At 64.5% G+C, this 24,200-nt stretch carries 24 protein-coding genes and 1 pseudogene; 9 read left to right on the plus strand and 16 right to left on the minus strand.

Going from position 1 to position 24,200, the window contains the following annotated elements:
• Positions 1 to 40 precede the first annotated feature (40 nt).
• Positions 41 to 1,174 carry a mannose-1-phosphate guanylyltransferase gene (locus tag ACIQT2_RS13225; RefSeq protein ID WP_402947033.1) on the minus strand — a complete coding sequence of 378 codons (1,134 nt, stop codon included), beginning with the start codon at positions 1,172 to 1,174 and terminating at the stop codon, positions 41 to 43.
• Between the two features lie 253 nt (positions 1,175 to 1,427).
• Here ACIQT2_RS13225 and sdhC point away from each other — a divergent pair, with 253 nt between their 5' ends.
• The 5 genes from sdhC to ACIQT2_RS13250 all read left to right on the plus strand — a co-directional run bounded on the left by sdhC (position 1,428) and on the right by ACIQT2_RS13250 (position 5,851).
• Complete coding sequence (gene sdhC / locus ACIQT2_RS13230; RefSeq protein WP_011773978.1) at positions 1,428 to 1,808, plus strand: succinate dehydrogenase, cytochrome b556 subunit; 381 nt, start codon at positions 1,428 to 1,430, stop codon at positions 1,806 to 1,808.
• A gap of 3 nt (positions 1,809 to 1,811) precedes the next feature.
• Positions 1,812 to 2,273, plus strand: coding sequence for a succinate dehydrogenase hydrophobic membrane anchor subunit (locus tag ACIQT2_RS13235; protein ID WP_387433251.1), 462 nt, complete (start codon positions 1,812 to 1,814; stop codon positions 2,271 to 2,273).
• A gap of 94 nt (positions 2,274 to 2,367) precedes the next feature.
• A complete protein-coding gene (gene sdhA / locus ACIQT2_RS13240) occupies positions 2,368 to 4,167 on the plus strand; it encodes a succinate dehydrogenase flavoprotein subunit (RefSeq protein ID WP_400330700.1) in 1,800 nt (599 codons plus the stop codon).
• Positions 4,167 to 4,949, plus strand: a complete 783-nt coding sequence (locus ACIQT2_RS13245; protein ID WP_402947035.1) for a succinate dehydrogenase iron-sulfur subunit — start codon at positions 4,167 to 4,169, stop codon at positions 4,947 to 4,949. Before sdhA ends, ACIQT2_RS13245 begins: the two co-directional genes overlap by 1 nt.
• A 125-nt stretch (positions 4,950 to 5,074) precedes the next feature.
• Positions 5,075 to 5,851, plus strand: coding sequence for an alpha/beta hydrolase family protein (locus ACIQT2_RS13250; RefSeq protein ID WP_402947038.1), 777 nt, complete (start codon positions 5,075 to 5,077; stop codon positions 5,849 to 5,851).
• Positions 5,852 to 5,922: 71 nt separating this feature from the next.
• Here ACIQT2_RS13250 and ACIQT2_RS13255 read toward each other — a convergent pair whose 3' ends face one another.
• Complete coding sequence (locus tag ACIQT2_RS13255) at positions 5,923 to 7,224, minus strand: ABC transporter substrate-binding protein (protein WP_402947041.1); 1,302 nt, start codon at positions 7,222 to 7,224, stop codon at positions 5,923 to 5,925.
• Between the two features lie 113 nt (positions 7,225 to 7,337).
• Here ACIQT2_RS13255 and ACIQT2_RS13260 point away from each other — a divergent pair.
• Both ACIQT2_RS13260 and ACIQT2_RS13265 read left to right on the plus strand, forming a co-directional pair.
• Positions 7,338 to 8,147: pseudogene (locus tag ACIQT2_RS13260) on the plus strand (glycoside hydrolase family 43 protein); the annotation flags it as partial.
• A 69-nt stretch (positions 8,148 to 8,216) separates the two neighbouring features.
• Positions 8,217 to 10,484: a hypothetical protein gene (locus tag ACIQT2_RS13265; protein ID WP_402947469.1), complete on the plus strand. Its 2,268-nt coding sequence runs from the start codon at positions 8,217 to 8,219 to the stop codon at positions 10,482 to 10,484.
• Between the two features lie 20 nt (positions 10,485 to 10,504).
• On the opposite strand, the gene ACIQT2_RS13270 is transcribed toward ACIQT2_RS13265, so the two are convergent.
• The 14 genes from ACIQT2_RS13270 to glyA form a co-directional block, all read right to left on the minus strand.
• Complete coding sequence (locus tag ACIQT2_RS13270) at positions 10,505 to 10,657, minus strand: hypothetical protein (RefSeq protein ID WP_402947044.1); 153 nt, start codon at positions 10,655 to 10,657, stop codon at positions 10,505 to 10,507.
• 19 nt (positions 10,658 to 10,676) lie between these two features.
• Complete coding sequence (locus tag ACIQT2_RS13275; RefSeq protein ID WP_402947046.1) at positions 10,677 to 11,762, minus strand: YihY/virulence factor BrkB family protein; 1,086 nt, start codon at positions 11,760 to 11,762, stop codon at positions 10,677 to 10,679.
• Positions 11,689 to 12,366 carry a 2'-5' RNA ligase family protein gene (locus tag ACIQT2_RS13280; protein ID WP_402947049.1) on the minus strand — a complete coding sequence of 226 codons (678 nt, stop codon included), beginning with the start codon at positions 12,364 to 12,366 and terminating at the stop codon, positions 11,689 to 11,691. The genes ACIQT2_RS13275 and ACIQT2_RS13280 overlap by 74 nt, the downstream gene beginning before the upstream one ends.
• Before the next feature lie 4 nt (positions 12,367 to 12,370).
• Positions 12,371 to 13,468 (minus strand): tryptophan--tRNA ligase, encoded by a 1,098-nt coding sequence (gene trpS, locus ACIQT2_RS13285; RefSeq protein WP_402947052.1) that lies wholly within the window; start codon positions 13,466 to 13,468, stop codon positions 12,371 to 12,373.
• Between the two features lie 23 nt (positions 13,469 to 13,491).
• Entirely contained in the window at positions 13,492 to 14,325 is an 834-nt protein-coding gene (locus ACIQT2_RS13290; protein ID WP_402947054.1) for an exodeoxyribonuclease III, read from the minus strand.
• A 10-nt stretch (positions 14,326 to 14,335) separates the two neighbouring features.
• Positions 14,336 to 14,902, minus strand: a complete 567-nt coding sequence (locus tag ACIQT2_RS13295; protein WP_402947057.1) for a hypothetical protein — start codon at positions 14,900 to 14,902, stop codon at positions 14,336 to 14,338.
• 59 nt (positions 14,903 to 14,961) lie between these two features.
• A complete protein-coding gene (locus tag ACIQT2_RS13300; protein ID WP_400330670.1) occupies positions 14,962 to 15,795 on the minus strand; it encodes an ABC transporter permease in 834 nt (277 codons plus the stop codon).
• Positions 15,792 to 16,646: an ABC transporter permease gene (locus ACIQT2_RS13305; protein WP_402947060.1), complete on the minus strand. Its 855-nt coding sequence runs from the start codon at positions 16,644 to 16,646 to the stop codon at positions 15,792 to 15,794. The genes ACIQT2_RS13300 and ACIQT2_RS13305 overlap by 4 nt, the downstream gene beginning before the upstream one ends.
• Positions 16,639 to 17,568: an ABC transporter ATP-binding protein gene (locus tag ACIQT2_RS13310; protein ID WP_402947472.1), complete on the minus strand. Its 930-nt coding sequence runs from the start codon at positions 17,566 to 17,568 to the stop codon at positions 16,639 to 16,641. The genes ACIQT2_RS13305 and ACIQT2_RS13310 overlap by 8 nt, the downstream gene beginning before the upstream one ends.
• A gap of 202 nt (positions 17,569 to 17,770) precedes the next feature.
• Complete coding sequence (locus tag ACIQT2_RS13315) at positions 17,771 to 18,088, minus strand: SHOCT domain-containing protein (protein ID WP_402947063.1); 318 nt, start codon at positions 18,086 to 18,088, stop codon at positions 17,771 to 17,773.
• Positions 18,089 to 18,229: 141 nt separating this feature from the next.
• Entirely contained in the window at positions 18,230 to 18,895 is a 666-nt protein-coding gene (locus ACIQT2_RS13320; RefSeq protein ID WP_402947065.1) for a response regulator, read from the minus strand.
• Entirely contained in the window at positions 18,892 to 20,064 is a 1,173-nt protein-coding gene (locus ACIQT2_RS13325) for a sensor histidine kinase (RefSeq protein WP_402947068.1), read from the minus strand. Before ACIQT2_RS13325 ends, ACIQT2_RS13320 begins: the two co-directional genes overlap by 4 nt.
• Positions 20,065 to 20,157: 93 nt before the next feature.
• Positions 20,158 to 21,051, minus strand: a complete 894-nt coding sequence (locus tag ACIQT2_RS13330) for a bifunctional methylenetetrahydrofolate dehydrogenase/methenyltetrahydrofolate cyclohydrolase (RefSeq protein ID WP_400337442.1) — start codon at positions 21,049 to 21,051, stop codon at positions 20,158 to 20,160.
• A gap of 147 nt (positions 21,052 to 21,198) precedes the next feature.
• Positions 21,199 to 22,491, minus strand: coding sequence for a serine hydroxymethyltransferase (glyA, locus tag ACIQT2_RS13335; RefSeq protein WP_402947071.1), 1,293 nt, complete (start codon positions 22,489 to 22,491; stop codon positions 21,199 to 21,201).
• A gap of 236 nt (positions 22,492 to 22,727) precedes the next feature.
• Between glyA and purU the strand changes: the two genes are divergently transcribed.
• Positions 22,728 to 23,576: a formyltetrahydrofolate deformylase gene (gene purU, locus ACIQT2_RS13340; RefSeq protein ID WP_402947073.1), complete on the plus strand. Its 849-nt coding sequence runs from the start codon at positions 22,728 to 22,730 to the stop codon at positions 23,574 to 23,576.
• An 88-nt stretch (positions 23,577 to 23,664) separates the two neighbouring features.
• Positions 23,665 to 24,186 carry a gamma carbonic anhydrase family protein gene (locus tag ACIQT2_RS13345; protein ID WP_402947076.1) on the plus strand — a complete coding sequence of 174 codons (522 nt, stop codon included), beginning with the start codon at positions 23,665 to 23,667 and terminating at the stop codon, positions 24,184 to 24,186.
• Positions 24,187 to 24,200: the final 14 nt, after the last annotated feature.

Raw genomic sequence — 24,200 nt, forward strand, 5'->3', positions numbered from 1 at the left:
CAGGACAACCAAAGAGGTGGCTTAAGTTATACGGACTGGGCTAGAGCACGTCCGTGTCGCCGCTGGCCTTCAGGGCATCCACGGCGCCCTTGACCCGCTGTGCGTGTTCCTTGGTGGTCACCAGGAGCGCGTCGGGGGTGTCCACGATGACAACGTCCTTGATGCCGATCAGTGCGATCACGCGCTTGGTGTCCGAAACAACCACACCGCTGGCGTTTTCGGCAAAGACACGCGCACCTTCGCCAAGGACGGTCACCTCGTCAACGTCGCCGGCATTGTTAAGGCGTCCGATGGCGGCGAAGTCACCGACGTCGTCCCAGCGGAATGTACCAGGTACGACGGCGACATCGCCGGCTGCCGCTGCGGGCTCGGCTACGGCGTAGTCAATGGCAATCTTGGGCAGGGTGGGCCACACGCGTGCGGTCACCTCGGCACGCTCCGGAGTGTCCCAGGCGTGGGCAATCTCCTGGATGCCCGCGAAGAGCTCAGGCTGGTTGGCTTCCAGGTGCTGGAGCATGAGGGCTACCGGGGCAACGAACATGCCCGCGTTCCAGACGTAGTCGCCGGCCTCGACGTATTTACGGGCAACGTCCTCGCTCGGCTTCTCCACGAATTCCGCGACGGCCAGGGCATTGGGTGCGCCGTCTACCTTAAGTTCCCTGCCGGACCGGATGTAGCCGAAGCCGGTGGACGGGTGCGTGGGCTTGATCCCGATGGTGACAATCTTGCCCGTGGCCGCGGTGAAGATCGCCTCGCGGACGGTGTCCTGGAAGAGCTCGTCCGGGCTGATCACCTGGTCGGCAGCGAAGGAGCCCATGATGGTCTGCGGGTTCCGCTGGTAGAGGATGGCCGCGGCCAGGCCAATGGCTGCGCCGGAATCCTTGGGTTCGCTTTCGAGGACCAGCTCGTCGTCCCCTACTTCGGGAAGCTGGCGGCACACGGCGGCCCTGTGCGCCTGGCCCGTTACCACCAGGACCCGCTCGCCGGCCAAGGGCTCGAGGCGATCGTAGGTAGCCCTCAAGAGAGTGCTGCCGGAACCGGTCAGGTCATGGAGGAACTTCGGTGCCGCGGCACGCGAGAGTGGCCACAGCCTGGTTCCCACACCGCCGGCCGGAATGACTGCATGGAAGCGGTCCAAGGGTGATTCCGGGAATGTCGCGTCTTCTGTACTCACCTCAACACTTTATCGGACACAGCTGCCAGGCCCCGCCGCGCGCCACACATGTGGCATTAGTCTCATGCAGCGGAAAAATTCCCGGAATCCCGGGCGGGAAACACAGAATTAACAAGCAGAGAAGCCGGTCCTAAATTGAATAAGCTGTTAGCGAAGCCTAGATTTAGGCGTGAGCTACGAGTGCTCTCGCAGCAGGCGTTCCCCCCGCGTGGATCCCATGCCAGCGCCGCTGTGTTGCAGGAAGGTTTATTCAGTGCCGACAAAACCAGCTGGCACCTTGTACCGCGGCCGTGAAGGCATGTGGTCCTGGGTTGGACACCGCATTACCGGTGTAGTGATCTTTTTCTTCTTGTTGGTCCATGTGCTGGACACCTCATTGGTGCGCGTGTCCCCTGAGGCCTACACCGCCGTTATCGGCGCCTACAAGAACCCCCTGATGGCCCTGGGTGAAACGGGCCTGGTCGCTGCGATCATCTTCCACGCCTTCAACGGCCTGCGCGTGATCGCCATCGACTTCTGGAAGAAGGGCGCGAAGTACCAGCGCCAACTGCTGTGGGTCGTACTTGCGCTGTGGCTGGTTACGTTCGCAGGGTTCGCCATCCGCCACCTTTCCCTCGCGCTGGGAGGCCACTAAGCCATGACCACCATCCAGTCCCCCCGTTCGGGCAAGATCGCCCCGAAGTACAACCGGACCGGCAGCAGCCGCGGCAACTTCGAAATGATCGCCTGGCTCTTCATGCGCCTCTCCGGCATCGTCCTGGTGGTGCTTATCTTCGGCCACCTGTTCGTGAACCTGCTGGTGGGCGAAGGCATCCACGCGATCGACTTCGGCTTTGTGGCAGGCAAGTGGGCAGATCCCTTCTGGCAGTTCTGGGACCTCGCCATGCTCTGGCTGGCCATGCTCCACGGCACCAACGGCGTCCGCACCATCATCAACGACTACGCGGAAAAGGATTCCACCCGCTTCTGGCTCAAGGTGGTCCTGTACGCAGCTACTGCGGTGATCGTCATTCTTGGCACCCTGGTGATCTTCACCTTCAACCCGTGCCCCGTCGTCGACGGCGTTCAGCTGCCTGGCGGTTTCTGCCCGGCGCCGTAGCGGCTCCTCCGGTGGGCCTGCTCCAAGGGCCGCACCTGACTTAGCGGAGCAGGCTCCGCCGACCATCTGAATTTTGAAAGAGAGAGCATCTGGTATGCAGGTCCATAAGTACGACGTCGTCATTGTCGGTGCAGGTGGCGCCGGCATGCGCGCCGCGATCGAGTCCGGTCAGCGCGCACGCACAGCGGTACTGACCAAGCTCTACCCCACCCGTTCGCACACCGGTGCGGCCCAGGGTGGCATGTGTGCAGCACTGGCCAACGTCGAAGAAGACAACTGGGAATGGCACACCTTTGACACCATCAAGGGTGGCGACTACCTGGTTGACCAGGACGCAGCCGAGGTCATGGCGAAGGAAGCCATCGACGCCGTGCTGGACCTGGAGAAGATGGGTCTGCCGTTCAACCGCACGCCCGAAGGCCGGATCGACCAGCGCCGTTTCGGTGGCCACACCCGCGACCACGGCAAGGCCCCCGTCCGCCGTGCGTGCTACGCCGCCGACCGTACCGGCCACATGATCCTGCAGACGCTGTACCAAAACTGCGTCAAGCACAACGTTGAGTTCTACAACGAGTACTACGTCCTTGACCTGCTGATCGTCGAAGAAGACGCAGTACGCGAAGACGGTACTCCGTACAAGCAGAAGCGCGTTGCCGGCGTGGTCTCCTACGACCTCGCATCCGGTGAGCTGCACGTCTTCCAGGCCAAGTCCGTGGTGTTCGCCTCCGGCGGCGCCGGCAAGGTCTTCAAGACCACCTCCAATGCCCACACCCTCACCGGTGACGGCATGGGCATCGCCTTCCGCCGCGGCATTCCGCTGGAGGACATGGAGTTCTTCCAGTTCCACCCGACCGGCCTCGCCGGCCTGGGCATCCTCCTCACCGAGGGTGCACGTGGTGAAGGTGCCATCCTGCGTAACTCCGAGGGTGAGCGCTTCATGGAGCGCTACGCCCCCACCATCAAGGACCTCGCACCCCGTGACATCGTGGCCCGCGCCATGGCCAACGAGGTCCGCGAAGGCCGCGGCTGTGGGCCGAACAAGGACTACGTGCTCCTTGACCTGACCCACCTGGAGCCGGAGCACATCGAAGCCAAGCTTCCGGACATTACCGAGTTCGCCCGCACCTACCTGGGTGTGGAACCATTCACGGATCCGGTTCCCGTGTTCCCCACGGCCCACTACGCCATGGGTGGCATCCCCACCAACATCGCAACCGAGGTCCTCCAGGACAACGACACCGTTGTGCCGGGCCTCTTCGCCGCCGGTGAAGTTGCCTGCGTTTCCGTCCACGGCTCCAACCGCCTTGGCACCAACTCACTGCTGGACATCAACGTCTTCGGCAAGCGCGCCGGCGTTGCCGCAGCCGAGTACTCCAAGACTGCCGACTACGTCGAGCTTCCCGAGGATCCGGAGGCCATGACCCGTGGCATCCTGTCCGGCCTGCTCAACGGCACCGGCACCGAACGCGTGGCCCAGATCCGCAAGGAACTGCAGGACACCATGGATGCCAACATGCAGGTGTTCCGCACCAAGGAGTCGCTGCAGCAGGTCCTCAGCGACATCGCTTCCTTCGAGGAGCGCTACAAGAACGTCACTGTCCAGGACAAGGGCAAGCGCTTCAACCTGGACCTCCTGGAAGCAGTGGAGCTGGGCTTCCTGCTGGACATGGCCAAGGTCATGACCGTCGGTGCACTGCACCGTGAAGAGTCACGTGGTGGCCACTACCGCGAGGACTTCCCGGACCGCGACGACGAAAAGTTCATGAAGCACTCCATGGCTTACCTGGACAATTCCGTCACAGCCGCCTCGTCGGCGGAATCCGTTGCGGGCATCCGTCTGGAGACGAAGCCCGTGATCTTCACCCGTTACGAGCCGATGGAGCGTAAGTACTAATGACGACCGAAATGGCAGAACCCGCTTCCAAGATCGAGCTTCCTGCGGGCGTTGGCGGCGGCGGGGAAATCCCCACGTTCCACATCACCCTGCGCGTGCGCCGGTACGATCCCGAGATCTCCGACGAAGCCCGCTGGGACGACTACAAGCTGACCATGTACGGCACGGACCGTGTGTTGGATGCATTGCACAAGGTCAAGTGGGAGATCGACGGCACGGTTTCGTTCCGCCGCTCCTGCGCCCACGGCGTGTGCGGCTCCGATGCCATGCGCATCAATGGCCGCAACCGCCTCGCCTGCAAGACGCTGCTCAAGGACCTGGACACCACCAAGCCCATCACCGTTGAGCCCATCAAGGGCCTCCCGGTGGAGAAGGACTTGATCGTGGACATGGAACCCTTCTTCCAGTCCTTCCGCGAAGTGATGCCGTTCCTGATCAACAAGGGCCACGAGCCCACCAAGGAACGCCTGCAGTCCGTCGAGGACCGTGAGCGCTTTGACGACACCACCAAGTGCATCCTCTGCGCTGCCTGCACCTCGTCCTGCCCGGTCTTCTGGACCGACGGCCAGTACTTCGGTCCGGCAGCCATCGTCAACGCCCACCGCTTCATCTTCGACTCCCGTGATGACGCCGGCGACATGCGCCTGGAAATCCTCAACGACAAGGAAGGCGTGTGGCGTTGCCGCACCACCTTCAACTGCTCCGAGGCCTGCCCGCGTGGCATCCAGGTCACCAAGGCCATCGCCGAGGTCAAGCAGGCTATCCTGTCGCGCAAGATCTAGTCAGCCGTTCCCCAAGGACAGCACGACGACGGCGCCGCCCACCACTTTTGGTGGGCGGCGCCGTCGGGCTTTAATCATCAGCGGAGACGCTCCGAACCGGGCGTCCGAACAACAAGGAGACCAGCGTGTCACGCTCTGAGAAGATCAGCTTCACGGGAAGCACCGGCGATGCCTTGGCGGGAATCGTCGATGTGCCCGAAGGTCCCGTCCGTGGCTGGGGCGTGTACTCGCATGGCCTGACCCTGGGCAAGGACAGCCCGGCGGCTTCGCGCATCTGCAAGGGACTGGCCGAGCAGGGCGTCGGCATGCTGCGCTTCGACAACCTGGGGCTGGGCGGATCAGAGGGCGAGTGGTCTGCGGGGTCCTTCAGCGTCAAGGTCGCCGACACGATCCTTGCCGCAGCGTTCATGAAAGAGCAGGGCCGCGCGATTTCGCTGCTGGTGGGCCACTCCTTCGGTGGCGCCGCCGTCCTGGCGGCCACCCGGGACATTCCCGGACTCAATGCCGTGGTGACCGTTGGCGCGCCGTTCGAACCCAAGCACGTGGAGCACATGTTCGACGCCGAAATCGATGCGATCCTGCGGGATGGGAGCGCCGTGGTGGACCTGGGCGGCCGGCCCATGGAGATCCGCCGGCATTTCGTGGAAGACGTGGAGCGGGCCGACCTGCGCGACTGCATCCGGACCCTCCACAAGCCGCTGATGGTGATGCACTCCCCCACGGACAATACGGTGGGAATCGACAATGCCAGCGAAATCTTCCGCACCGCGCGGCATCCCCGCAGCTTCATTTCGCTCGAAGGCAGCGAACACCTGCTCACAGGTAAGGGGCAGGCGGCGCGCGTGGCACGGATCATTGGTGCGTGGGCTGACCCGTACCTGGAGGTCCGCGACGCCGCCTGACTCCCAACTGGGTCGCAGTTAAGCGCGTTTTGGGCGCCCAGAACGCGCTTAACTGCGACTTAGTTGGGTGGCTACTTGCCGATCGCGGCTTTGCTCTCGCTGATCCATTGCTCGGCCGCCTTGTCCGGGCTCAGCCGCTTGAACAGCACCTCGGTGTTGATGCGCGCCGTGATTTCGGAGACCGCCGTGGAACCCGTGGGGCCGATGTAGGTGGGCGCGAAGTCCATCTTGCCGATCTGGTCGATGTAGGCCGCCTCAACCTTGCCCTGCGGTGTCAGCAGGTCCTGGATGGCGGTGCGCATCCCGGAGTTGCTGGGCACGCCCCGGTCGCTCTGGATGATCTTGGCTGCCTGCTCATTGTTCACCAGAAAGCTCACCAGCTTGGCAGCAGCATCCGCGTGCTTGCTGCGGGCTGAGATGGTGTAGAACTGCGAGGACTGGAGCCAGATACCCGGCGTGGGCGTCTCCCCCGGCAGCTTGAGGAGCTTGAGCTCGGCACCGGATGCCTTGCTGAGCGCCGAGAGCGAGTTGCTCCACGTGAGCATCATGCCGGCCTTGCCCAGGCCCATGAGCGTCTGCTCCGTGCTGACGTTGAGCTTCTCGACGGTCTCGGACGCACTCGGAGCGGCCCCGGATTCACTCAGCTTGAGCGAATAGTCGAAGTAGGCCTGGACCGTACCCTTGTCCAGCCCCAGCTGGCCGTCCTGGGTGTAGAGGGACTGTCCTCGCTGGCGGGCGAAGGCATCGAGTGAGTCGTGGGTCAGGACGGTTGCGGTGCCGTAGGTTCCCTTGGGACTCTTGGACGTGATGTCACCGGCGATGCGTGCAAAGTCGTCCCAGCTCCACTTGCTGTCGTCCGGGAGGGAAACCCCGGCTGCCTGAAACACTGCCGGGTTCACGACGATCGCCAAAGCATTGGCTCCCGTTGACACGCCGTACTGCGTGCCCTTCACCTGGCCGTTCTCCAGGGCTCCCTGGTCCAGCTTGGACAGATCCAGCGAACCATTGACCTTGGACAAGTCCAGGAGGGCGCCACGGTTGGCATATTCTGCGGGATACGCGCCGCCCATGGTGATGACATCCGGGGCATCGTTGGCCGCAACCTGGGTGGCCAGCTTGTCGAAGTAGCCGCCGATGTCGCCGTATTCCGGCTTGACCTTGATGTTGGGGTTGGCTGCCTCGAATTCGGCGATGGCCTTGTTGGTCAACTCTGCGCGGCCGGCGTTCCCCCACCAGGAGAACCTGATCTCCACCGGACCGCTTTCGGCCTGGGTGTTGCTGCCTGCTGAGCACCCTGTGGCCAAGCCGGCCAGGCCCAGTGCGGCAATGAATGCCAACGATTTTCGGATACTACCTAGAGATTTACGCGCCATTGGGTAAGCTTCTTTCAGACTCAGAAAACGGTTCCTGAAACGTATCAAGCGCTCTCATGTGCGTCAATAGTTCTGATCGTTAACTATTTAGGAAGCTTCCCGGAGGCCCCGTCTTGACCCTGAAACTTACCGACATCCAGATCCGCGATCCCTACGTCCTCACCCTTCCCGCAACAGGTGAATACCTGCTCTTCGGCAGCACCGACAAGAACATCTGGTCGGGTCCCGCCACAGGATTCGACTGCTACCGGAGCAGCGACCTCAATGAGTGGGAGGGGCCGATCCCAGCCTTTCGGCCAGACCCCGGTTTCTGGAGCCACGAACAGTACTGGGCACCCGAAGTACACGAATACCAGGGGCGTTTCTACCTGTTTGCCACCTTTACCGCACCGGGTCATTTCCGCGGAACCCAGATACTTTCCAGCGACGAGGCCGAAGGGCCGTACACACCGTGGAGCAACGGGCCGGTGACCCCACCCGATTGGGAATGCCTTGACGGAACACTCCATCTGGACGCCGACAGGCAGCCGTGGATGGTCTTCTGCCACGAGTGGAAGCAGATCGACGACGGCGCCATCGTCGCCCAGCGCCTCAGCCCGGACCTGCGCAGCGCGGTGGGTGAACCGACGTTCCTGTTCACGGCTTCCGAGGCTCCGTGGTCACGCCCCTTGGACAAACCGTCCCACACGGGCGCTCCAGTCCATGTCACCGACGGTCCGTTCCTCCACAGGCTCGCCAGTGGCAAACTCATCATGCTGTGGTCCAGCTTCGGGGACCACGGCTATTCCATGGGCATCGCCCGCAGCCAATCCGGCACCGTGCTGGGTCCTTGGATCCAGGAGCCTGAAGCCCTGTGGAACAAGGACGGCGGCCACGGCATGATCGCCCGGGCCCTCGACGGAAGCCTGTTCCTGACGCTGCACCAGCCCAACCAGAGTCCCAACGAACGTGCGGCCTTCTTCACCCTGCGTGAGCTTGAGGACACCGTTGTGCTGGAGCCTGCCAGTGCCGGCATCGACCGCGAGTCGCTGGTCAGGCGCCACAACGTGACGCAGAAGGAACTGGACCCACGGAGCCCAGTCTCAGTGGGCAATGGCGAATTCGCCTTCACCATGGACCTCACTGGCCTGCAGACATTTCCCGGCTCCTACCCCGTGGGGGCCCGGGACGAGCTCCCGCCCGGAACCTTGCTGGGCACCCAGGCACAATGGGGCTGGCACTCCGTCCCGCCGGAAGCTTCCTACGACTTGTCGGGGTCCACTGTCCTCTACGATTCACCCCGCGGGCCCGTGCCCTACGTGGACATGGTGGGAGACATCGTGGATGACCGGGAAACCGGAACTTCCCGGGCAGAAACGTGGCTCCGCGCGAACGCGCACCGCCTGGACCTGGGCAGGATCGGCTTCCGGTGGGTGGAAGGCGGGAAGGAACGCGCCCTCGAACCGGCCGACATCACCGGAACCGAACAAACACTGGACCTCTGGTCCGGAATCGTGACCAGCCGCTTCACCGTGGCGGGCCACCCCGTGACGGTCACGACGGCGTGCCACCCCGACCGCGACCAGCTCGGCTTGCGCGTGGAGTCGGCTGCGTTGGGCTCGCCGGGAACGGGGCCCCGCCTGGTTGTCGGATTGGACTTCCCGTACGGATCCGAGGCCTGGCACGACGCCGCTGATTGGAGCAGGCCGGACGCGCACACCACCACCCTGGAGCAGCCCACCCCGACACTCGCCGGGAAGACGGGCTGGGTGGTGCACCGGGAACTGGATGACTCGCGTTACGAGGTGGTCATTACCGGAAAGAGCCTCCGGATCGAACAGACAGGCCAGCATTCGCTCCGTGTTGGCTCCGACGACCACGTAGAATCCGGCGCCCGGGGTTCCATTCTGGACCTGTCCATTGCCTTCCTCTCCGCGGGCGATGGCGACTGCATCCCGCGCGGCACCGCCGGAATCGGGCAGGCGGCACCGGCACCCGAGCCGACTCGGGCGGCAACCGAGGCGAGCCCCGGCACGGGGCCAGCATCCGGCGTCGTGCGTTCCTTGGAACCGGCGGCAGGCAGCGATGTCGCGGCAGCGTCTGCCGCGTACTGGCCGAAATTGTGGAACTCCGGTGGCGCGATCGAACTCCACGCCACCGATGACCCGCGGGCCAAGGAATTGGAACGTCGGATTGTCCTCTCCCAGTACCTGACGGCGATCAACTGCTCCGGCTCGTTGCCGCCGCAGGAAACGGGGCTGGTGTGCAACTCGTGGCGCGGCCGCTTCCACTTGGAAATGCACTGGTGGCACGCTGCCCACTTTGCCCAATGGAACCGCCCGGAACTGCTGCTGCCCTCGTTGCGCTGGTACTCCACGGTGCTGGAGAGGTCCCGGCAAACGGCCAAGCAGCAGGGCTTCGAGGGAGTGCGTTGGCCCAAGCAGGTTGGGCCGGATGGACGTGAGAGTCCCAGCACCATCGGCACCTTCCTGATCTGGCAGCAGCCGCACCCCATCTACCTCGCGGAACTGGCCTACCGCGCCAACCCCTGCCGCGAAGTGCTGGAAGAATTCGCGGAGATGGTGTTCGAGTCGGCGGCGTTCATGGCCGGCTTTGCGCATCCGACGCAGCGGGGATTCGAGCTCGGGCCGCCGTTGGTCCCAGCACAGGAAAGTTACGGGTCCATCCGCGGCAGGGTCAGCAACCCCACGTTCGAGCTGGCCTATTGGCAGTGGGCGCTGGGCATCGCATGTGCTTGGCGTGACCGGCTGGGCTTGGAGCCCGTTGCCGCTTGGAAGGACGTAGCAGGAGGTATGGTCAAACCGCACGTGGTGGATGGGGTGTATACCGCGATCGACGTGGAACCCTTCACCATCCGCACCGACCACCCGTCCATGCTGTGCGCCCTGGGTTTCGTGCCCACGACCGGGTTGATCGATCCGGACACCATGCGGGCCACCCTGCACGACGTGCTGGCGGACTGGGATTGGGCCAGCACCTGGGGCTGGGACTACCCGGTGATGGCCATGACGGCAGCGCGCCTGGAGGACCCGGAAGCCGCGGTGGACGCGCTGCTGCTGGACGTGGGAAAGAACACCGTGCTGCCGAACGGCCACAACCGGCAAACCGATTCCCTGCCGTTGTATCTCCCCGGTAATGGTGGCTTGCTGGCGGCAGTGGCGTTGATGGCCGCCGGGTGGGACGACGGACCCGAACGCCACGCCCCCGGGTTCCCGCCGGGTTGGACCGTGGCTTGGGAGGGCTTGGTGAAGGCGCCGTAGCCGAACGCAACGCGGGGTCACTAGGGGCGTTTGGGGCCGAGGGATGCGCCCACCAGCGCGCCCAGGCCGACGCCGATCAGGATGCCTAAGAAGGGTGAGTTGAACACGAGCTGGCCTACCACCAGACCCATGGCGGCACCGATGAGGCAGGCTATCCACAACTGGTTGTTCACGGTGCCTCCACGGGGCCGGTCAGGTTTGCGGGGTGGCCCGGCGGGCGCCGAGGAACCTCTTGCGCGGCGTCTCCCCTGCCTGCACGTCAGCCTCCCGAATGGCCGACCACGCTGCTGAGACGAGATACACCTGGCTGACCAGGTTGAACCAGATCAGCAACCCGATGATGATCGCGAAGGAAGCCAGGACCGGGTTGTTCCCCGCGCGCGCAAGGAGTTCAGTGCTGAAGAACTGCAGGACCGTGGTCCCCACGCCTGCCAGGACAACCCCTTCCAGGAAGCTCTGGCGCCCCAGCTTCAGTCCACCGGCCAAGCGGAACAACACTGCCGCCGTCGCGCAGTTCAAGAGGAGCGGAACCACGATCTTGACGACGCCGGCGATGGGCCCGGCGATTGCCTCATCCAGGCGGAGTGCATCAAAGATCCAGTCCGCGGCCGTACCGAACACCAACGAGGCACCGGCGCTGACCACCAGGATGACCCCAAGGAGCAGCAAGGTCCCGGCGTCCACGAGCTTCTGCAACACGGCGCTGCGCTGGAGGGGATCCGCCTGCATGACTCCGCGCACGCCTTCCCGGACGCTCGCGATCCAGCCCAACGAGGTGAAAATGGTTACGACGGCGGCGATGGCGGCTGTCCAGCCGAGGCCGGACGGATTCAAGAGCGTCTGTGGATCCACCAGGCCTTCCCCGCCGTTGACCTGCAGGAGGCCGGGTGCCGCAGAAGCCACGCTCCGGATCACGGCGTCTTCCAGGACCGGGTTGCCGCCCAGGACAATGCCCGCAATGGCGAAGCCGGTGGTAAGAAGGCCGGTCACTGAGAAGAACATGTTGAATCCGATGCCGGCACTCAACAGCGGCCCATGTTGGCGGGAGTAATGCTGGAACGAACGCATGGCCCGGTTGGTATTCAGCTTGGCGAGGGCCAACGCAAAAAAGGCGCCCGCCCTCTTGGCCAAGCCGTCACCGGCACGCTTGCTGTGGCCCCAGTCCTGCCGCTTGTGGAGGAGTTCGAGTTTAAGCTTCGCCAGTTCAGTTGGCAGTGGAGGACTGTCCGCCTGTTGACGTGGATTCCGCCTGCTGGTCTTCGTCACTGTCGCCGCCAAAGTCGAGCTCTTCCCGTAGCTGCCAAATTCCATTGGTGTCGTGCTCGTAAAGTCCCATGCTAACCACTGGGAAGGTAGCCCGGTAATCACTGAGCACCGTTTCTGCCTCGTCAAGATTTTCCTGGGCGACATCGTGGGCCACCGTGACGTGCGGATGGTACGGGAACGGGAGCAATCGCTCCAAGGGACCGGACTGCAGTTTCTCGTGGAGCTGCACGCATTCCTCGAAGCCTTGCTCCACGTTCACGAACACCACGGGCGAGACCGGACGGAAGGAACCGGTACCGGAAATGGTGATGGTGAACGGCGGCTGGGTCTGCGCTACCGCCCGAACGTGGTCCCGGGTGGCTTCCCAGTCCTGCGTGGGCGTCGTGGTGATCAGGGTGATATGCGCCGGGATGACCTCGGCCATGGGGTCGCCGAACGACGCCCGCCAATCCTGCAGTTCCTGTGCGATGTCCGGCGGGAATCCGAGGATCACGCCAACGCACATGGCGTCACCGGCACCGCAGCCGGTGCCGGTGACAGTGGGCTGGGGCGAACCGTCCGGACCGGCACCCGGGTGGGAGTCGGCCTGGACGTTGAGCTGACCAGCGGCGCACATGGATTTAGCGGACTCCCTGCTCTGCACCGCGGTAGGGCAGGAACCCAACCTTGGAGTAGACGTCGGCGAGGGTGGCGGCGGCAATCTCGCGGGCCTTGTCCGCGCCAACGGCCAAGAGGCGGTCCAACTCGGCGGGGTCGGCCAGGAGTTCGTTGGCGCGCTCCCGGATGGGGGCCAAGTGACCTGAGACGAGTTCGGCAAGGTCCACCTTGAGGTGGCCGTACATCTTGCCCTGGTAGTCGGCCACGATCTTCTCCACCGGGGTACCGCTGATGGCCGAGTAGATGGTCAGCAGGTTGGAAACCCCAGGCTTGTTCTCGCGGTCATAGCGGATTTCGGTCTCGGTGTCCGTCACGGCCGACTTGATGCGCTTGGCCACGGTCTTGGGCTCGTCGAGCAGGTTGATGAGGCCCGCCGGCGATTCCGCTGACTTGGACATCTTGGCCGTGGGGTTCTGGAGATCGTAGATCTTGGCCGATTCCTTCTGGATGAAGGCCTCGGGCACCTGGAACGTCTCACCGAACCGGCTGTTGAAGCGGTTGGCGAGGTCCCGGCTAAGCTCCACGTGCTGGCGCTGGTCTTCGCCTACCGGTACGCCGTGCGGCTGGTAGAGCAGGATGTCCGCAGCCTGCAGGATGGGGTAGGTGAACAAGCCCACGCTGGCGTGGTCCGAGCCCTGCTTCTGGGCCTTGTCCTTGAACTGGGTCATGCGGCCGGCTTCGCCCATGCCGGTGATGCAGTTCAGGACCCAAGCGAGCTGCGCGTGTTCGGGAACCTGGGACTGGACGAACAGTGTGCACTTCTCCACGTCAACCCCACCGGCAATGTATTGCGCTGCGGTGACACGGGTGCGGCGTGCGAGTTCCGCCGGGTCCTGCGGGACCGTGATGGCGTGCAGGTCCGGGATGAAGAAGACGGCGTCGTACTCGTCCTGCATACGGACCCAGTTGATCAGGGCACCAAGGTAGTTGCCCAGATGCAGGGAGTCGGCCGAAGGCTGCATGCCGGAGAGCACGCGGTGCTTGGCCCCGGCAGCAAGCTTGGTGGAGGTCACGGGGTTGGCGGCGGGAAGAACGGCTGCGTCAGTTTCAGCTGTAGTCATGGGGTAGATACTTTCGTCAAGCTTTAGAGCCGGTAGTCAACAACCACCGGCGCATGGTCGGAGAAGCGGGTGTCCCACGAAGGCGCCCGGTCCACTACTGCCGAGAAAGCCGCGGCAGCGAGTGCGGGAGTAGCCAGGTGGTAGTCGATGCGCCAGCCAGTGTCAGTGTCAAAGGCTTTGCCGCGCTGGGACCACCAGGTGTAGGGGCCGGCGACATTTCCCGCCAGGCCCCTGTGGACATCCCTCCATCCGATCTCTTCGCCGAAGAAGCGGTCAAAGTACGCACGCTCCTCCGGGAGGAAGCCGGCACGCTTGACGTTGCCCTTCCAGTTCTTGATATCAAGTTCGGTGTGACCCACGTTGAGGTCGCCCACCACCAATGCGTGATCGCTGTGCTTGGCCAGTTCAGGCAAGCGGGTGGTCATGGCGTCCAGGAAACGGTACTTGTCATCCTGCTTGGGCGTTCCAGCCTCGCCGGAGTGCACATAGGCGCTGACGGCGGTCAGTGTGGTTGCCTCACCTGCGGAGTTCCGCAGGGCGAAGTCGGCTTCGACCCAGCGTCCGGAAGTATCGAAGTAATCGTCTCCGTTGCCGACCCGCGTGGCCGTGGGCTCCTGGCGTGAAGCGATGGCCACGCCTGCCCGGCCCTTGGCTTCGGCCTCGGAGTGGAGGATGTACCAACCCTCACCGATCAGCGAGTTGACGATCTCGTCAGGTGCACGGACTTCCTGAAGGCAGAGGATGTCGACTTCGCGCGGCTCCAGCCATTCCGCCATGCCCTTCTTGTAGGCAGCCCTCAGGCCGTTGACGTTGACCGATGCGATGCGAAGGAAATCCTTCTTCAATGCCGTACTCACCCGCTCTACTCTAGTCGATGATGGTTCCGGCCACGGGCTCGTCGGAGTCACCCGAGGACTTGATCATGTCCCGTGCGTTGGTGGACGTGATGGCGATGGTTTCGAGGGCACGGTTGATGGTGTCCTGGTTGGCATCGGCACCCTTGGCGCGCTCGTCTTCCACCACCCGGACCTGGACCTGGACGATCTTGAAGGAATGGTCCAGTTTGAGGTCCCGAACCTCGTCCGCCTGGCTGCGTTCGGCCACCACCCGGGTGCCCCCATGGTCCGCGGAGGACGACGACGGCGCGCGGCCGGTTGCCGCGGCAAAGGCATTTTGCGCTTCGGTCAGCTTGGCCCCGGCCCGCTTTGCGGCCCGCTGGATGCTGAACACGACGAAAGCTGCGAGTGCGAGCCAGCCGAAGGAGACAACAGCAACGACCCAGCCCACGACGTCGTTCTGGTTGGCCGCGAAGATCACGGCGACCAGGAAGGCGATGATGACGACAGTCATCCCCAGGCCGCCGATGCGGAAGCCCTTGAGGGGGCCGCGGGCGGACGTGGACGTGGAAGGGTGCGGGTCACCGAGAGATTGCATGGATCCATTGTCTCAAACGCCCGCAGGTGCCCGGACCGGCTTCCACGCACGGCGAACAGTCATTTCAGGAACAGCCGGCGCAGCCTTCCCGTGGTCAACATGATGCCCAGCACGATCATCACCAGGTAGTAGCCCACGTGGATGGCCGTGGCAGGGGTAAAGACGCCAACACTGATTTGCCGCAGCAACTCCACGCCATGCCACAACGGCATTGCCTGGATGAACCACTGGATGGGCTGCGGGTAAACACTGAGCGGGTAGAACGTGGCACTGAACAGGAACATGGGCAACAGGAAGAAGTTGATCCAGTCCATTTGCTGGAACGTCTTCATGAAGCTGGTGATGCCCATGCCGAAGCTCGCAAAACCGAAGGCGATGAGTACCGAGGCCGGAATCACCAAGATGGCCCACCATGTGGTCAGCAAACCCATGACACCCATGACTGCCGTGAATCCGGTGGCATACAGCAGGCCCCTGAGCAAGGCCAGGAAGATCTCACCGATGGCAACGTCCAGTGGCCCCAGGGACGTGTACAGCATGCCTTGATAGAGCTTGGCGAAGTTCATCTTGAAGAAGACGTTCCACGTGGAGTCGTAGATGGCGCCGTTCATGGCCGAGACCGCAAGGAGTGCCGGCGCGATATACGCCGCATAGCTGATCTCCTCGCCGCCGGGGCCTTGGACCGTGCCCACGATGGAGCCCATTCCCACGCCCATGGCCAGCAGGAACAACACCGGCTCGAAGAAGCCGGACAACAGCACCAGCCATGTGCTGGACTTCGCCGCCATCAGTCCCCGGGCTACTACGGCCTTGGCGTTGCGGGAGTACAGGGGGCCGAACTTCCGTTCGCGGGCTACGTCGGTGGCGCTGTGCCCGCCGGTCAGGACACTCATGAGCCCATCCTTTTCACGAACTGCCGGCGGACCAGCACAAATCCTACGGCCGCGGTGGCCAGGAGGTACAGCACGTGCGTGAGCGTCCGCAGCGGGTTCTCGTCCATGCCGTAGGTGAACACCCGGCCCAGCTCCGTCCCGTGCCAGACCGGGGAGATCCAGCCGATCCACCGGACGGCCAGCGGCAGCGTGTCCAGGGGAAAGAACGTGCCGGAGAACAGGAACAGGGGCATCACGATGAAGCGCTGCACCAGGGCGAACTGCCCCTTGTCCTGGGTGATGCTGGCGGCATACGCCATAAGCGGCAAGCCAAAGGACAGGGCGGCCACGGTAGCCACGATCGCCGAGACCCAGCCCCATGGACCCGGCGAGGCACCGAACATGGCCACCACCGCGAAGTACACCACAGACTGAAGCAGGAACCGCAGGCTGCTGGCCATGATGTGTCCGGCGGCGATCTGCTGCGGGACCAGCGGTGACGCATGCGGCCCGTAGAACACCCGCCGCCATTTGAAGCCGTCCGTGATCGGGTAGGAGAACTCCCCCGAGGCCGTCATCACCGCAGCTGACACCAACAAAGCGGGAGCAACGAATTCCAGGTAGCTGACCCCTCCGAAGACGGATTCGCTGTTGGCATCCACCAGGCTGGCCAGGCCAACGCCCATCGCGAACAGGTAGGCCACCGGTTGCCCCACGCTGTACAGCACCACGGACCAGCCGTAGTTCCGCATGACGCGGAGCACCTGCTCGGCGTAGAAGAACGAACCCCATCTCCTTGCCCTCGCGGCCGAGACGGCAGGTGAGTGGGCGCGCAACGGTCGCGCCGCCGTCGTGAGCTCATCCTCAGTCAACGAGGCTCCTGCCCGTAAGCCGCAGGAACACGTCCTCCAGGGAGGACCGGCGCACCAAGGAGGTCAGCGGACGCAAGCCACGGGCGGAGACCTGCTCCAGCGCGGCTTCGCCGTCGTCGGCGTAGATGAGTACGCGGTCGGGCAACGTTTCGAGCCGCTCGCCGATGCCTTCAAGCTCGACGCCGATGGTCGCGTTGCGCTCGGAACCGAACCTGAGCTCAAGTACTTCGCGCGACGAATGCTCGCGGATCAGGGTGGCAGGCGAGCCCTCGGCCATGATCCGGCCCTTGTCCACCACGATCAGCCGGTCGCACAGTTGCTCCGCCTCGTCCATGTAATGCGTGGTGAGGATGAGGGTGACGCCGTTTTCCTTGAGCCGGAACAAGCGGTCCCAGAGGATGTGGCGGGCTTGGGGATCCAGGCCGGTGGTCGGCTCGTCGAGGAGGAGGATGCGGGGCTCGTTGATGAGCGAGCGGGCAATGGTGAGGCGGCGCTTCATGCCGCCGGACAGGGCATCCACCTTGGAGTTTGCCTTGTCTGTGAGCTGCGCGAAGTCCAGGAGCTCATCGGCCTTGGGCCGGAGGTAGCTGAGCGGCAGCCCGAAATAGCGACCGTAGACGATCAGGTTTTCGCGGACCTTCAGCTCTTCGTCGAGGTTGTCCTGCTGCGGAACCACGCCCAGGTGCGCCCGCACTTCGGGACCGTGGGATTCGGGATCCAGGCCCATGATGTCGAGGGTCCCGGAGGTGCGCTGGGAGACACCCCCGATCATTTTCATGGTGGTGGACTTGCCGGCGCCGTTGGGACCGAGCAGGCCGAAGGACTCCCCCGCCGGGACCTCGAAGGAGATGTTGTCCACGGCGGTGAGCTCACCATAGGTCTTGGTGAGGTTGTGGGCGCGAATGACGGTGGGTGGGTTCATGGCGGACGTTCCGCGCTGCGATTCCGGGAGGGCTGCAGGGCGGATTGCTTCATTGTGCACCCTCAGCAGACTAGTAGCGCCCACCGATATGTGAAAGAGCTCTTGCAGATATTCGCCCAACTGGCTGGCAGTTGTGGTTGTTCTGAGCCCTCAAAACAACCACAAGTGCCAGTCAGTTGGGGAGGGTGACGCAGGCTGGGGGTCACGCGGGCCGCTGCGAGCGCAACACCTCCAGGCGCTGCCGGAATTCGGTTTCGTCGATTTCCCCGCGGGCATACCGCTCACGCAGCACACCCTCCGCGCCCTGGGTCGCGACCCAGTTGTGGTTGCGGCGCCATGCCCGGCGGCCCACGAAGATGAACAGGAAAATCACGAGGATCCAGAACAGCGGGAAGATCAGGAAGAACGGCCAGTAGGCGCCGTCACCCCATGGACCATGCGCGACGACGGTGGCCGGCACGTGTGCCAAGGCTCCCCCGAGCGTGGTCTCCCCGACGAGTGAAGTCAATGCGGTGAACATGTCAGTGATCCAAACTCTCTGCGCCGGTGCCCGGCGCGAACCGTCTTTCGGCTCTGGTTCGAGTCTTCCGTTCAGCGGCCGGTGGGGCGTCCGCCGTCGGGAGTCACCTTGGTGGCCGGCCGTACTCAGCAGGGAGTCGGCTCAGGTGCTCCATCCGGGCTTTACAAGCCCGGACTCATACGCGAGGACCACCAATTGGGAACGGTCCCTGACCATGAGCTTGGTCATGATCCGGGAAACGTGCGTCTTGGCAGTCAATGGGGTGATGAACAGCCGCTCGGCGATCTCCGCGTTGTTCAGCCCCTCCCCCACCAGCGCCAGGACCTCGCGTTCCCGCTCTGTGACCTGGTCCAGCTTGAGCAACTCCCCCGCAGCCCGGCTGTGCGATGCCAACTGGGCCATGATCCGCCGCGTCACCGAGGGCGAGAGGAGGGCATCGCCGTCGTGCACCACGCGGACGGCGCGGATCAGTTCAGCGGGCTCCGTGTCCTTGACCAGGAAGCCGGCCGCACCGGCGCGGACAGCCTCGGCGATGTATTCATCCAGTTCAAAGGTGGTGAGGATGATGATCCGCGTGCCGGAGAGTGCCGGGTTGGCGAGGATGCGGCGGGTGGCGGTGAGGCCGTCGTCGTCCGGCATCCGGATGTCCATGAGGACCACGTCCGGATTGTCCCTTGCCGCCAGCCGTGCGGCGTCCCTTCCTGTGCCGGCCTCGGCCACCACTTCCATGTCCGGTTCGGCGTCCAGGAGCGCACGGAATCCTGCCCTGATAAGGGTCTGGTCATCGGCCAGGAGGATGCGGATCACGCGTGGTCCCGTTCTGCGGGCAGGGGCAAGAGTGCGTGCACACGCAACCCGGGCGCCAGTTCGTCAAGGGTGACCGTCCCGCCCAGGGCCGCAGCCCTCTCTCGCATCCCCGTGAGGCCGTTGCCGGGGACCGAGAGGCCCATGCCGGCGCCGTCGTCGTCAATCTGCACGGTGAGCAGCCCGCCTTCGGTTCCGTTGCGCACCAGCAAACGCACGACGGCAGCCTGTGCACCTGAGTGCCTGCCGACGTTGGTCAGGGCCTCCTGGATGATCCGGTAGGCCGCTTCCTGCTGGGCGGGAGCGATGGCCGAATGGTCTGTCTCATCGTCCAGCCGCACCTGCAGACCGCCCAACTCGGCCTGCTTGACCACCTCGGCAACGCGGTCCAGCGTGGGCGCCGCCGCGGGTTCGAACGGCACGTCCTCCCGCAGCACGCCCAGCAGTTGCCGGACCTCTGTCAGGGACTCCTTGCTGGCGGTCTTGATGGCTTCCAAGGCTGGCCTGAGCTTCGAGGGATCCTCCGTGCCCAAGTGCAGGGCCACCGAGGCCTGGACGTTGATCATGGAGAGGGAGTGCGCCACGACATCGTGGATATCGCGGGCGAGGGTGAGGCGGTATCCGTCGCGTTCGGCCTTCGCTGCGGCCTCCCGCCGGCGCCGGTACTCGGCGAAGCGTTCGCTGCGCCGACGGATGCCCTGCCCCAGGATCACCAGGATCGCGGCCCACGCCACGCCCGCCGAGGCGCGGAAAGGCCAGCCGTCGTCGCCCGCCATCACGGCTCCGGCCACCACGGCGGCGGCAGCAAGCCCGGCTCCCAACCATGCCTGCCAGCGCAGGCCCGCAGCGGCGGTCAGCACGATGGCAAGAGCCAGCGACACCACGATCGGACCCCATGCGTACCCCCAGGCGAGGTACATGCCTGTGGCCACGAGCGCCAGGGGCAGCATCAGCTCCGGGGAACGCTTCCGGAAAGCCAGACCCGCCGGGCCCACCAGCAGGAGCAGGATGCCGAACACATCCAGCGGCCTGCCGGCCTCCTGGTGGCTCGCGGAAAACAGCGTGCCGACCACCTGGATGACGGCGACCGTGATGACGATGAAAGCAGTGGGTGGGCCGTTGAAGCGGCGGGGAGGTCCCTCGAAAAGTAAGGGGCCTTGATAGGGGCGCATACAACGAGAGTAGACGGAGGTAGGACAAAGGGCGTCCTCGTAACGGAGCAAGACGCCTACTCCCGGAGGAGTAGGCGTCTTGTTAGCGTTTTCTCAGGCGATACCGGCCTGGCGCTCGGCGCTCTCCACCACGTTGGCCAGGAGCATCGCGCGGGTCATCGGACCCACGCCGCCCGGGTTCGGGGACAGCCAGGCGGCGACGTCGGCCGCTGCCGGGTCCACGTCTCCGGTGACCACAGCCTTGCCGTTGCCGTCGTCCACGCGGCTGACGCCGACGTCGAGCACGATTGCGCCCGGCTTGAGGTCTTCGGCCTTGATCATGTGCGGTACGCCGGCAGCGGCGATCACGACGTCGGCCTGCCGGAGTTCGGCGGGCAGGTCAACCGTTCCCGTGTGCGCCAGGATTACCGTGGCGTTGACTTCCTTGCGGGTGAGCAGGAGGCCGATGGGCCGGCCGATGGTGACGCCGCGGCCAACCACCAGGACGCGCTTGCCCTTGAGCTCGATGCCGTGGCGGCGGAGCAGCTCCACACAGCCCTTGGGCGTGCAGGGAAGCGGCGACTTCATTTCGCCGTTCACGTTGGCCACCAGGCGGCCAAGGTTCATGGGGTGCAGGCCGTCGGCATCCTTTTCAGGGTCCATGGCCTCCAGGATGACGTCCTGGTCAATGTGCTTGGGCAACGGCAGCTGGACGATGTAGCCCGTGCACTCGGGGTTTTCGTTGAGCTCCCGGACAACCTTCAGGAGGTCCTCCTGGCTGATGTCCTCCGGGAGGTCACGGCGGATGGACTGGATGCCTACCTCGGCGCAGTCCTTGTGCTTGCCGCCGACGTACCAGGTGCTTCCAGGATCGGAGCCCACCAGGATGGTGCCCAGGCCCGGGACGATGCCCTTGCCTGCGAGGACGGAAACGCGTTCGGTCAGTTCTGCCTTGATGGCAGCGGCGGTGGCCTTGCCGTCAAGGATCTGTGCGGTGGACTGTGTCATTCCATCTGCTCTCTCTGGTGGGTGACCTGTGGTGGAGGCTCATGCCAACGGGACCCGCCGCCTCTGGGTGTGGCGGCGGATCCCGTTGGCTCCGGTTCAGTGCCCGGGTAATGCGTTTTCAGCGCCTGTTGTCGCGGGAACCGCTGTTTACCACTGCTCGTGCTGCGGGTACAGCGGGAAGTCGGCAGCGAGCTTGTCGACGCGGGCCTGGAGGGCTTCCACGTTGGTGGCGGAGCCGGACTTCAGCGCCGTTGCGATGATGTCCGCAACCTCGGTGAACTCAGCGGCACCAAATCCGCGGGTAGCCAGGGCAGGCGTACCGATGCGGAGGCCGGAGGTGACCATCGGCGGGCGGGGGTCGAACGGAACGGCGTTGCGGTTCACGGTGATGCCCACGGAGTGCAGGAGGTCTTCGGCCTGCTGGCCGTCCAGCTGCGAGTTGCGCAGGTCCACGAGGACCAGGTGGACGTCGGTGCCGCCGGTGAGGACGGACACGCCGGCCTCGGCAACGTCGGACTGGTTGAGGCGGTCAGCGATGATCTTGGCACCCTCGAGGACGCGCTCCTGGCGCTCCTTGAATTCGTCGCTGCCGGCGATCCTGAAGGCAACGGCCTTGGCAGCAATGACGTGCATGAGCGGGCCGCCCTGCTGGCCCGGGAAGACGTTGGAGTTGATCTTCTTGCCGTACTGTTCCTTGGCCAGGATCACGCCGGAACGCGGGCCTGCCAGGGTCTTGTGCACCGTAGAGGTCACGACGTCGGAGTGCGGCACCGGGCTCGGGTGCAGGCCCGCTGCGACGAGGCCGGCGAAGTGGGCCATATCCGTCCAGAGCAGCGCACCAACCTCGTCAGCGATGGAGCGGAAGGCTGCAAAGTCCAGGTGGCGCGGGTAGGCGGACCACCCGGCGATGATGACCTGCGGCTTCTCGGCGATGGCCTGCTCGCGGAGCTTGTCCATGTCCACGCGGAAGGAGTCTTCTTCAACCTGGTAGGCCGCAACCTGGTACAGCTTGCCGGAGAAGTTGAGCTTCATGCCGTGGGTCAGGTGCCCACCGTGCGCCAGGGAGAGGCCCAGGATCTTGTCGCCCGGGGTGATCATGGCGGACAACGCTGCGGCGTTGGCCTGTGCACCGGAGTGCGGCTGGACGTTGGCGTACTCGGCGCCGAAAAGTGCCTTGACCCGGTCGATGGCGAGCTGCTCAGCGACGTCCACGTATTCGCAGCCACCGTAGTAGCGCTTGCCCGGGTAGCCTTCGGCGTACTTGTTGGTCAGGACGGAGCCCTGGGCTTCCATGACTGCGCGGGGGGCGAAGTTCTCGGAGGCGATCATTTCCAGGGTGCCGCGCTGGCGGCCAAGCTCCTGGTCGAGGACTGCTGCGATCTCGGGATCGAGTTCGGCGAGCGACTGGTTGCTGACAGACGCTGAAGTGGTGGTAGTCACGGAGATCTCCTGGCTAGGGAATGGGTGGTGCTACAGGTCAGGCTACCGGCAGCGGCATTACCTCGTCCCCTCCGTTACGGGAGGCATAGGTCACGTGCTGCAGCGGTAAGACATGACCCTCGGCCCAGGCGTACGATCCGTGGTCTTCGTGATTGCCGCTCCCTGGTGGTAGTCCACCCAACGCCAGTCGCGACCCGTTAACAGTACAACAACGCCGCGCAGGTAGGCTTGATCATGTGACTGACTCCGCATTTGTTGTGACCCTTTCCTGCCCTGACCGCCCCGGCATTGTCCATGCCGTCGCCGGAGCCCTTCTTGACGCAGGTTGCAACATCGCCGATTCGCAGCAGTACGGAAGCCCCAGCACAGGCAACTTCTTCATGCGGGTGGAGGCAACGACGTCGAGCCCCCAGGCGGAACTGGCCGCCGCGCTGCGGCCAGTCGCAGAATCCTTCGGCATGACCTGGCAGATCAACCCCGTAGGCGAAAAGGTCCGGACCATCATCATGTGCTCCAAGGACGCGCACTGCCTCAACGACCTCCTGTTCCAGCAGCGTGCCGGCACCCTCCCCATCGAGGTTCCGGCCATCGTGTCCAACCACCGGGACCTGGAGTCGTTGGCGGAGTTCTACGGCATCCCCTTCCATCACATCCCGGTCACCGCTGAAACCAAGCCGCAGGCCGAGGCGGAACTCCTGAAGCTGATCGCCGGGCACGATATTGAGCTGACAGTGCTGGCCCGCTACATGCAGGTGCTCTCCAACGATCTCTGCAGGGAACTGAACGGCCGGGCCATCAACATCCACCACTCGTTCCTTCCGTCCTTCAAGGGAGCCAAGCCGTACCACCAGGCACACGCACGCGGCGTGAAGCTGATCGGCGCCACGGCCCACTACGTCACTGCGGACCTGGACGAGGGACCCATCATCGAGCAGGAAGTCATCCGGGTGGACCACGCCCGGACGGCCGCCCAGTTCGTGCAGATGGGACGCGACGTGGAGGGGCGCACCCTGACCCAGGCCGTCCAGTGGCATGCCGAGCACCGGGTGCTCTTGGATGGCACGCGGACCGTGGTGTTCAACTAGGTTCCTACCCAACTAGGTCGCATTAGTGCGCGTTCTGAGCGCTGAAAACGCGCACAAATGCGACCCAGTTGGGAACTAAGCTGGGGTCATGGCTCCCTCTTACACTTTCGCCGGGGACACTCCGGCCATCCATGACACGGCCTTCGTGGCGCCCACGGCTTCGATCATTGGCAAGGCCACGCTGGCCGAGGATTCCAGCGCCTTCTACGGCGTCTCCGTCCGGGCGGACACAGCGGCCATCAAGGTGGGCGCAGGTTCCAACCTCCAGGACAACGTGGTCCTGCACGCGGACCCCGGGTTCCCCTGCACTGTGGGCGAGCGCGTCTCCGTGGGCCACAGCGCCGTAGTGCACGGTTGCACTGTGGAGGACGACTGCCTCATCGGCATGAGCGCCACCATCCTCAACGGAGCCGTGATCGGCTCGGGTTCCCTCATCGCCGCCGGAGCCGTGGTCCTTGAGGGCACGGTGATTCCGCCGCGCTCCCTGGTTGCGGGTGTGCCGGCCAAGGTGCGGCGGGAGCTTACGGATGAGGAGTTTGAGGGCGTGAAGCACAACGCAGCCCATTACAAGGAACTCGCTGCCGCGCACCGGGAAATGCACGGCGCTTAGAGCAAAGATGCGGG

It is taken from the genome of Paenarthrobacter sp. NPDC090522 (assembly GCF_044769225.1).
In the GTDB taxonomy this organism is placed as follows: domain Bacteria; phylum Actinomycetota; class Actinomycetes; order Actinomycetales; family Micrococcaceae; genus Arthrobacter.

Coding starts and splice junctions, on each gene's coding strand:
- ACIQT2_RS13295 (WP_402947057.1), bottom strand. CDS start 14,902: ATGCAATCTCTCGGTGACCCGCACCCTTCCACGTCCACGTCCGCCCGC.
- ACIQT2_RS13245 (WP_402947035.1), top strand. CDS start 4,167: ATGACGACCGAAATGGCAGAACCCGCTTCCAAGATCGAGCTTCCTGCG.
- ACIQT2_RS13325 (WP_402947068.1), bottom strand. CDS start 20,064: ATGCGCCCCTATCAAGGCCCCTTACTTTTCGAGGGACCTCCCCGCCGC.
- ACIQT2_RS13330 (WP_400337442.1), bottom strand. CDS start 21,051: ATGACACAGTCCACCGCACAGATCCTTGACGGCAAGGCCACCGCCGCT.
- ACIQT2_RS13310 (WP_402947472.1), bottom strand. CDS start 17,568: ATGAACCCACCCACCGTCATTCGCGCCCACAACCTCACCAAGACCTAT.
- sdhA (WP_400330700.1), top strand. CDS start 2,368: ATGCAGGTCCATAAGTACGACGTCGTCATTGTCGGTGCAGGTGGCGCC.
- ACIQT2_RS13280 (WP_402947049.1), bottom strand. CDS start 12,366: ATGTGCGCCGCTGGTCAGCTCAACGTCCAGGCCGACTCCCACCCGGGT.
- ACIQT2_RS13235 (WP_387433251.1), top strand. CDS start 1,812: ATGACCACCATCCAGTCCCCCCGTTCGGGCAAGATCGCCCCGAAGTAC.
- ACIQT2_RS13255 (WP_402947041.1), bottom strand. CDS start 7,224: ATGGCGCGTAAATCTCTAGGTAGTATCCGAAAATCGTTGGCATTCATT.
- ACIQT2_RS13315 (WP_402947063.1), bottom strand. CDS start 18,088: ATGTTCACCGCATTGACTTCACTCGTCGGGGAGACCACGCTCGGGGGA.
- ACIQT2_RS13300 (WP_400330670.1), bottom strand. CDS start 15,795: ATGAGTGTCCTGACCGGCGGGCACAGCGCCACCGACGTAGCCCGCGAA.
- ACIQT2_RS13345 (WP_402947076.1), top strand. CDS start 23,665: ATGGCTCCCTCTTACACTTTCGCCGGGGACACTCCGGCCATCCATGAC.
- trpS (WP_402947052.1), bottom strand. CDS start 13,468: ATGACTACAGCTGAAACTGACGCAGCCGTTCTTCCCGCCGCCAACCCC.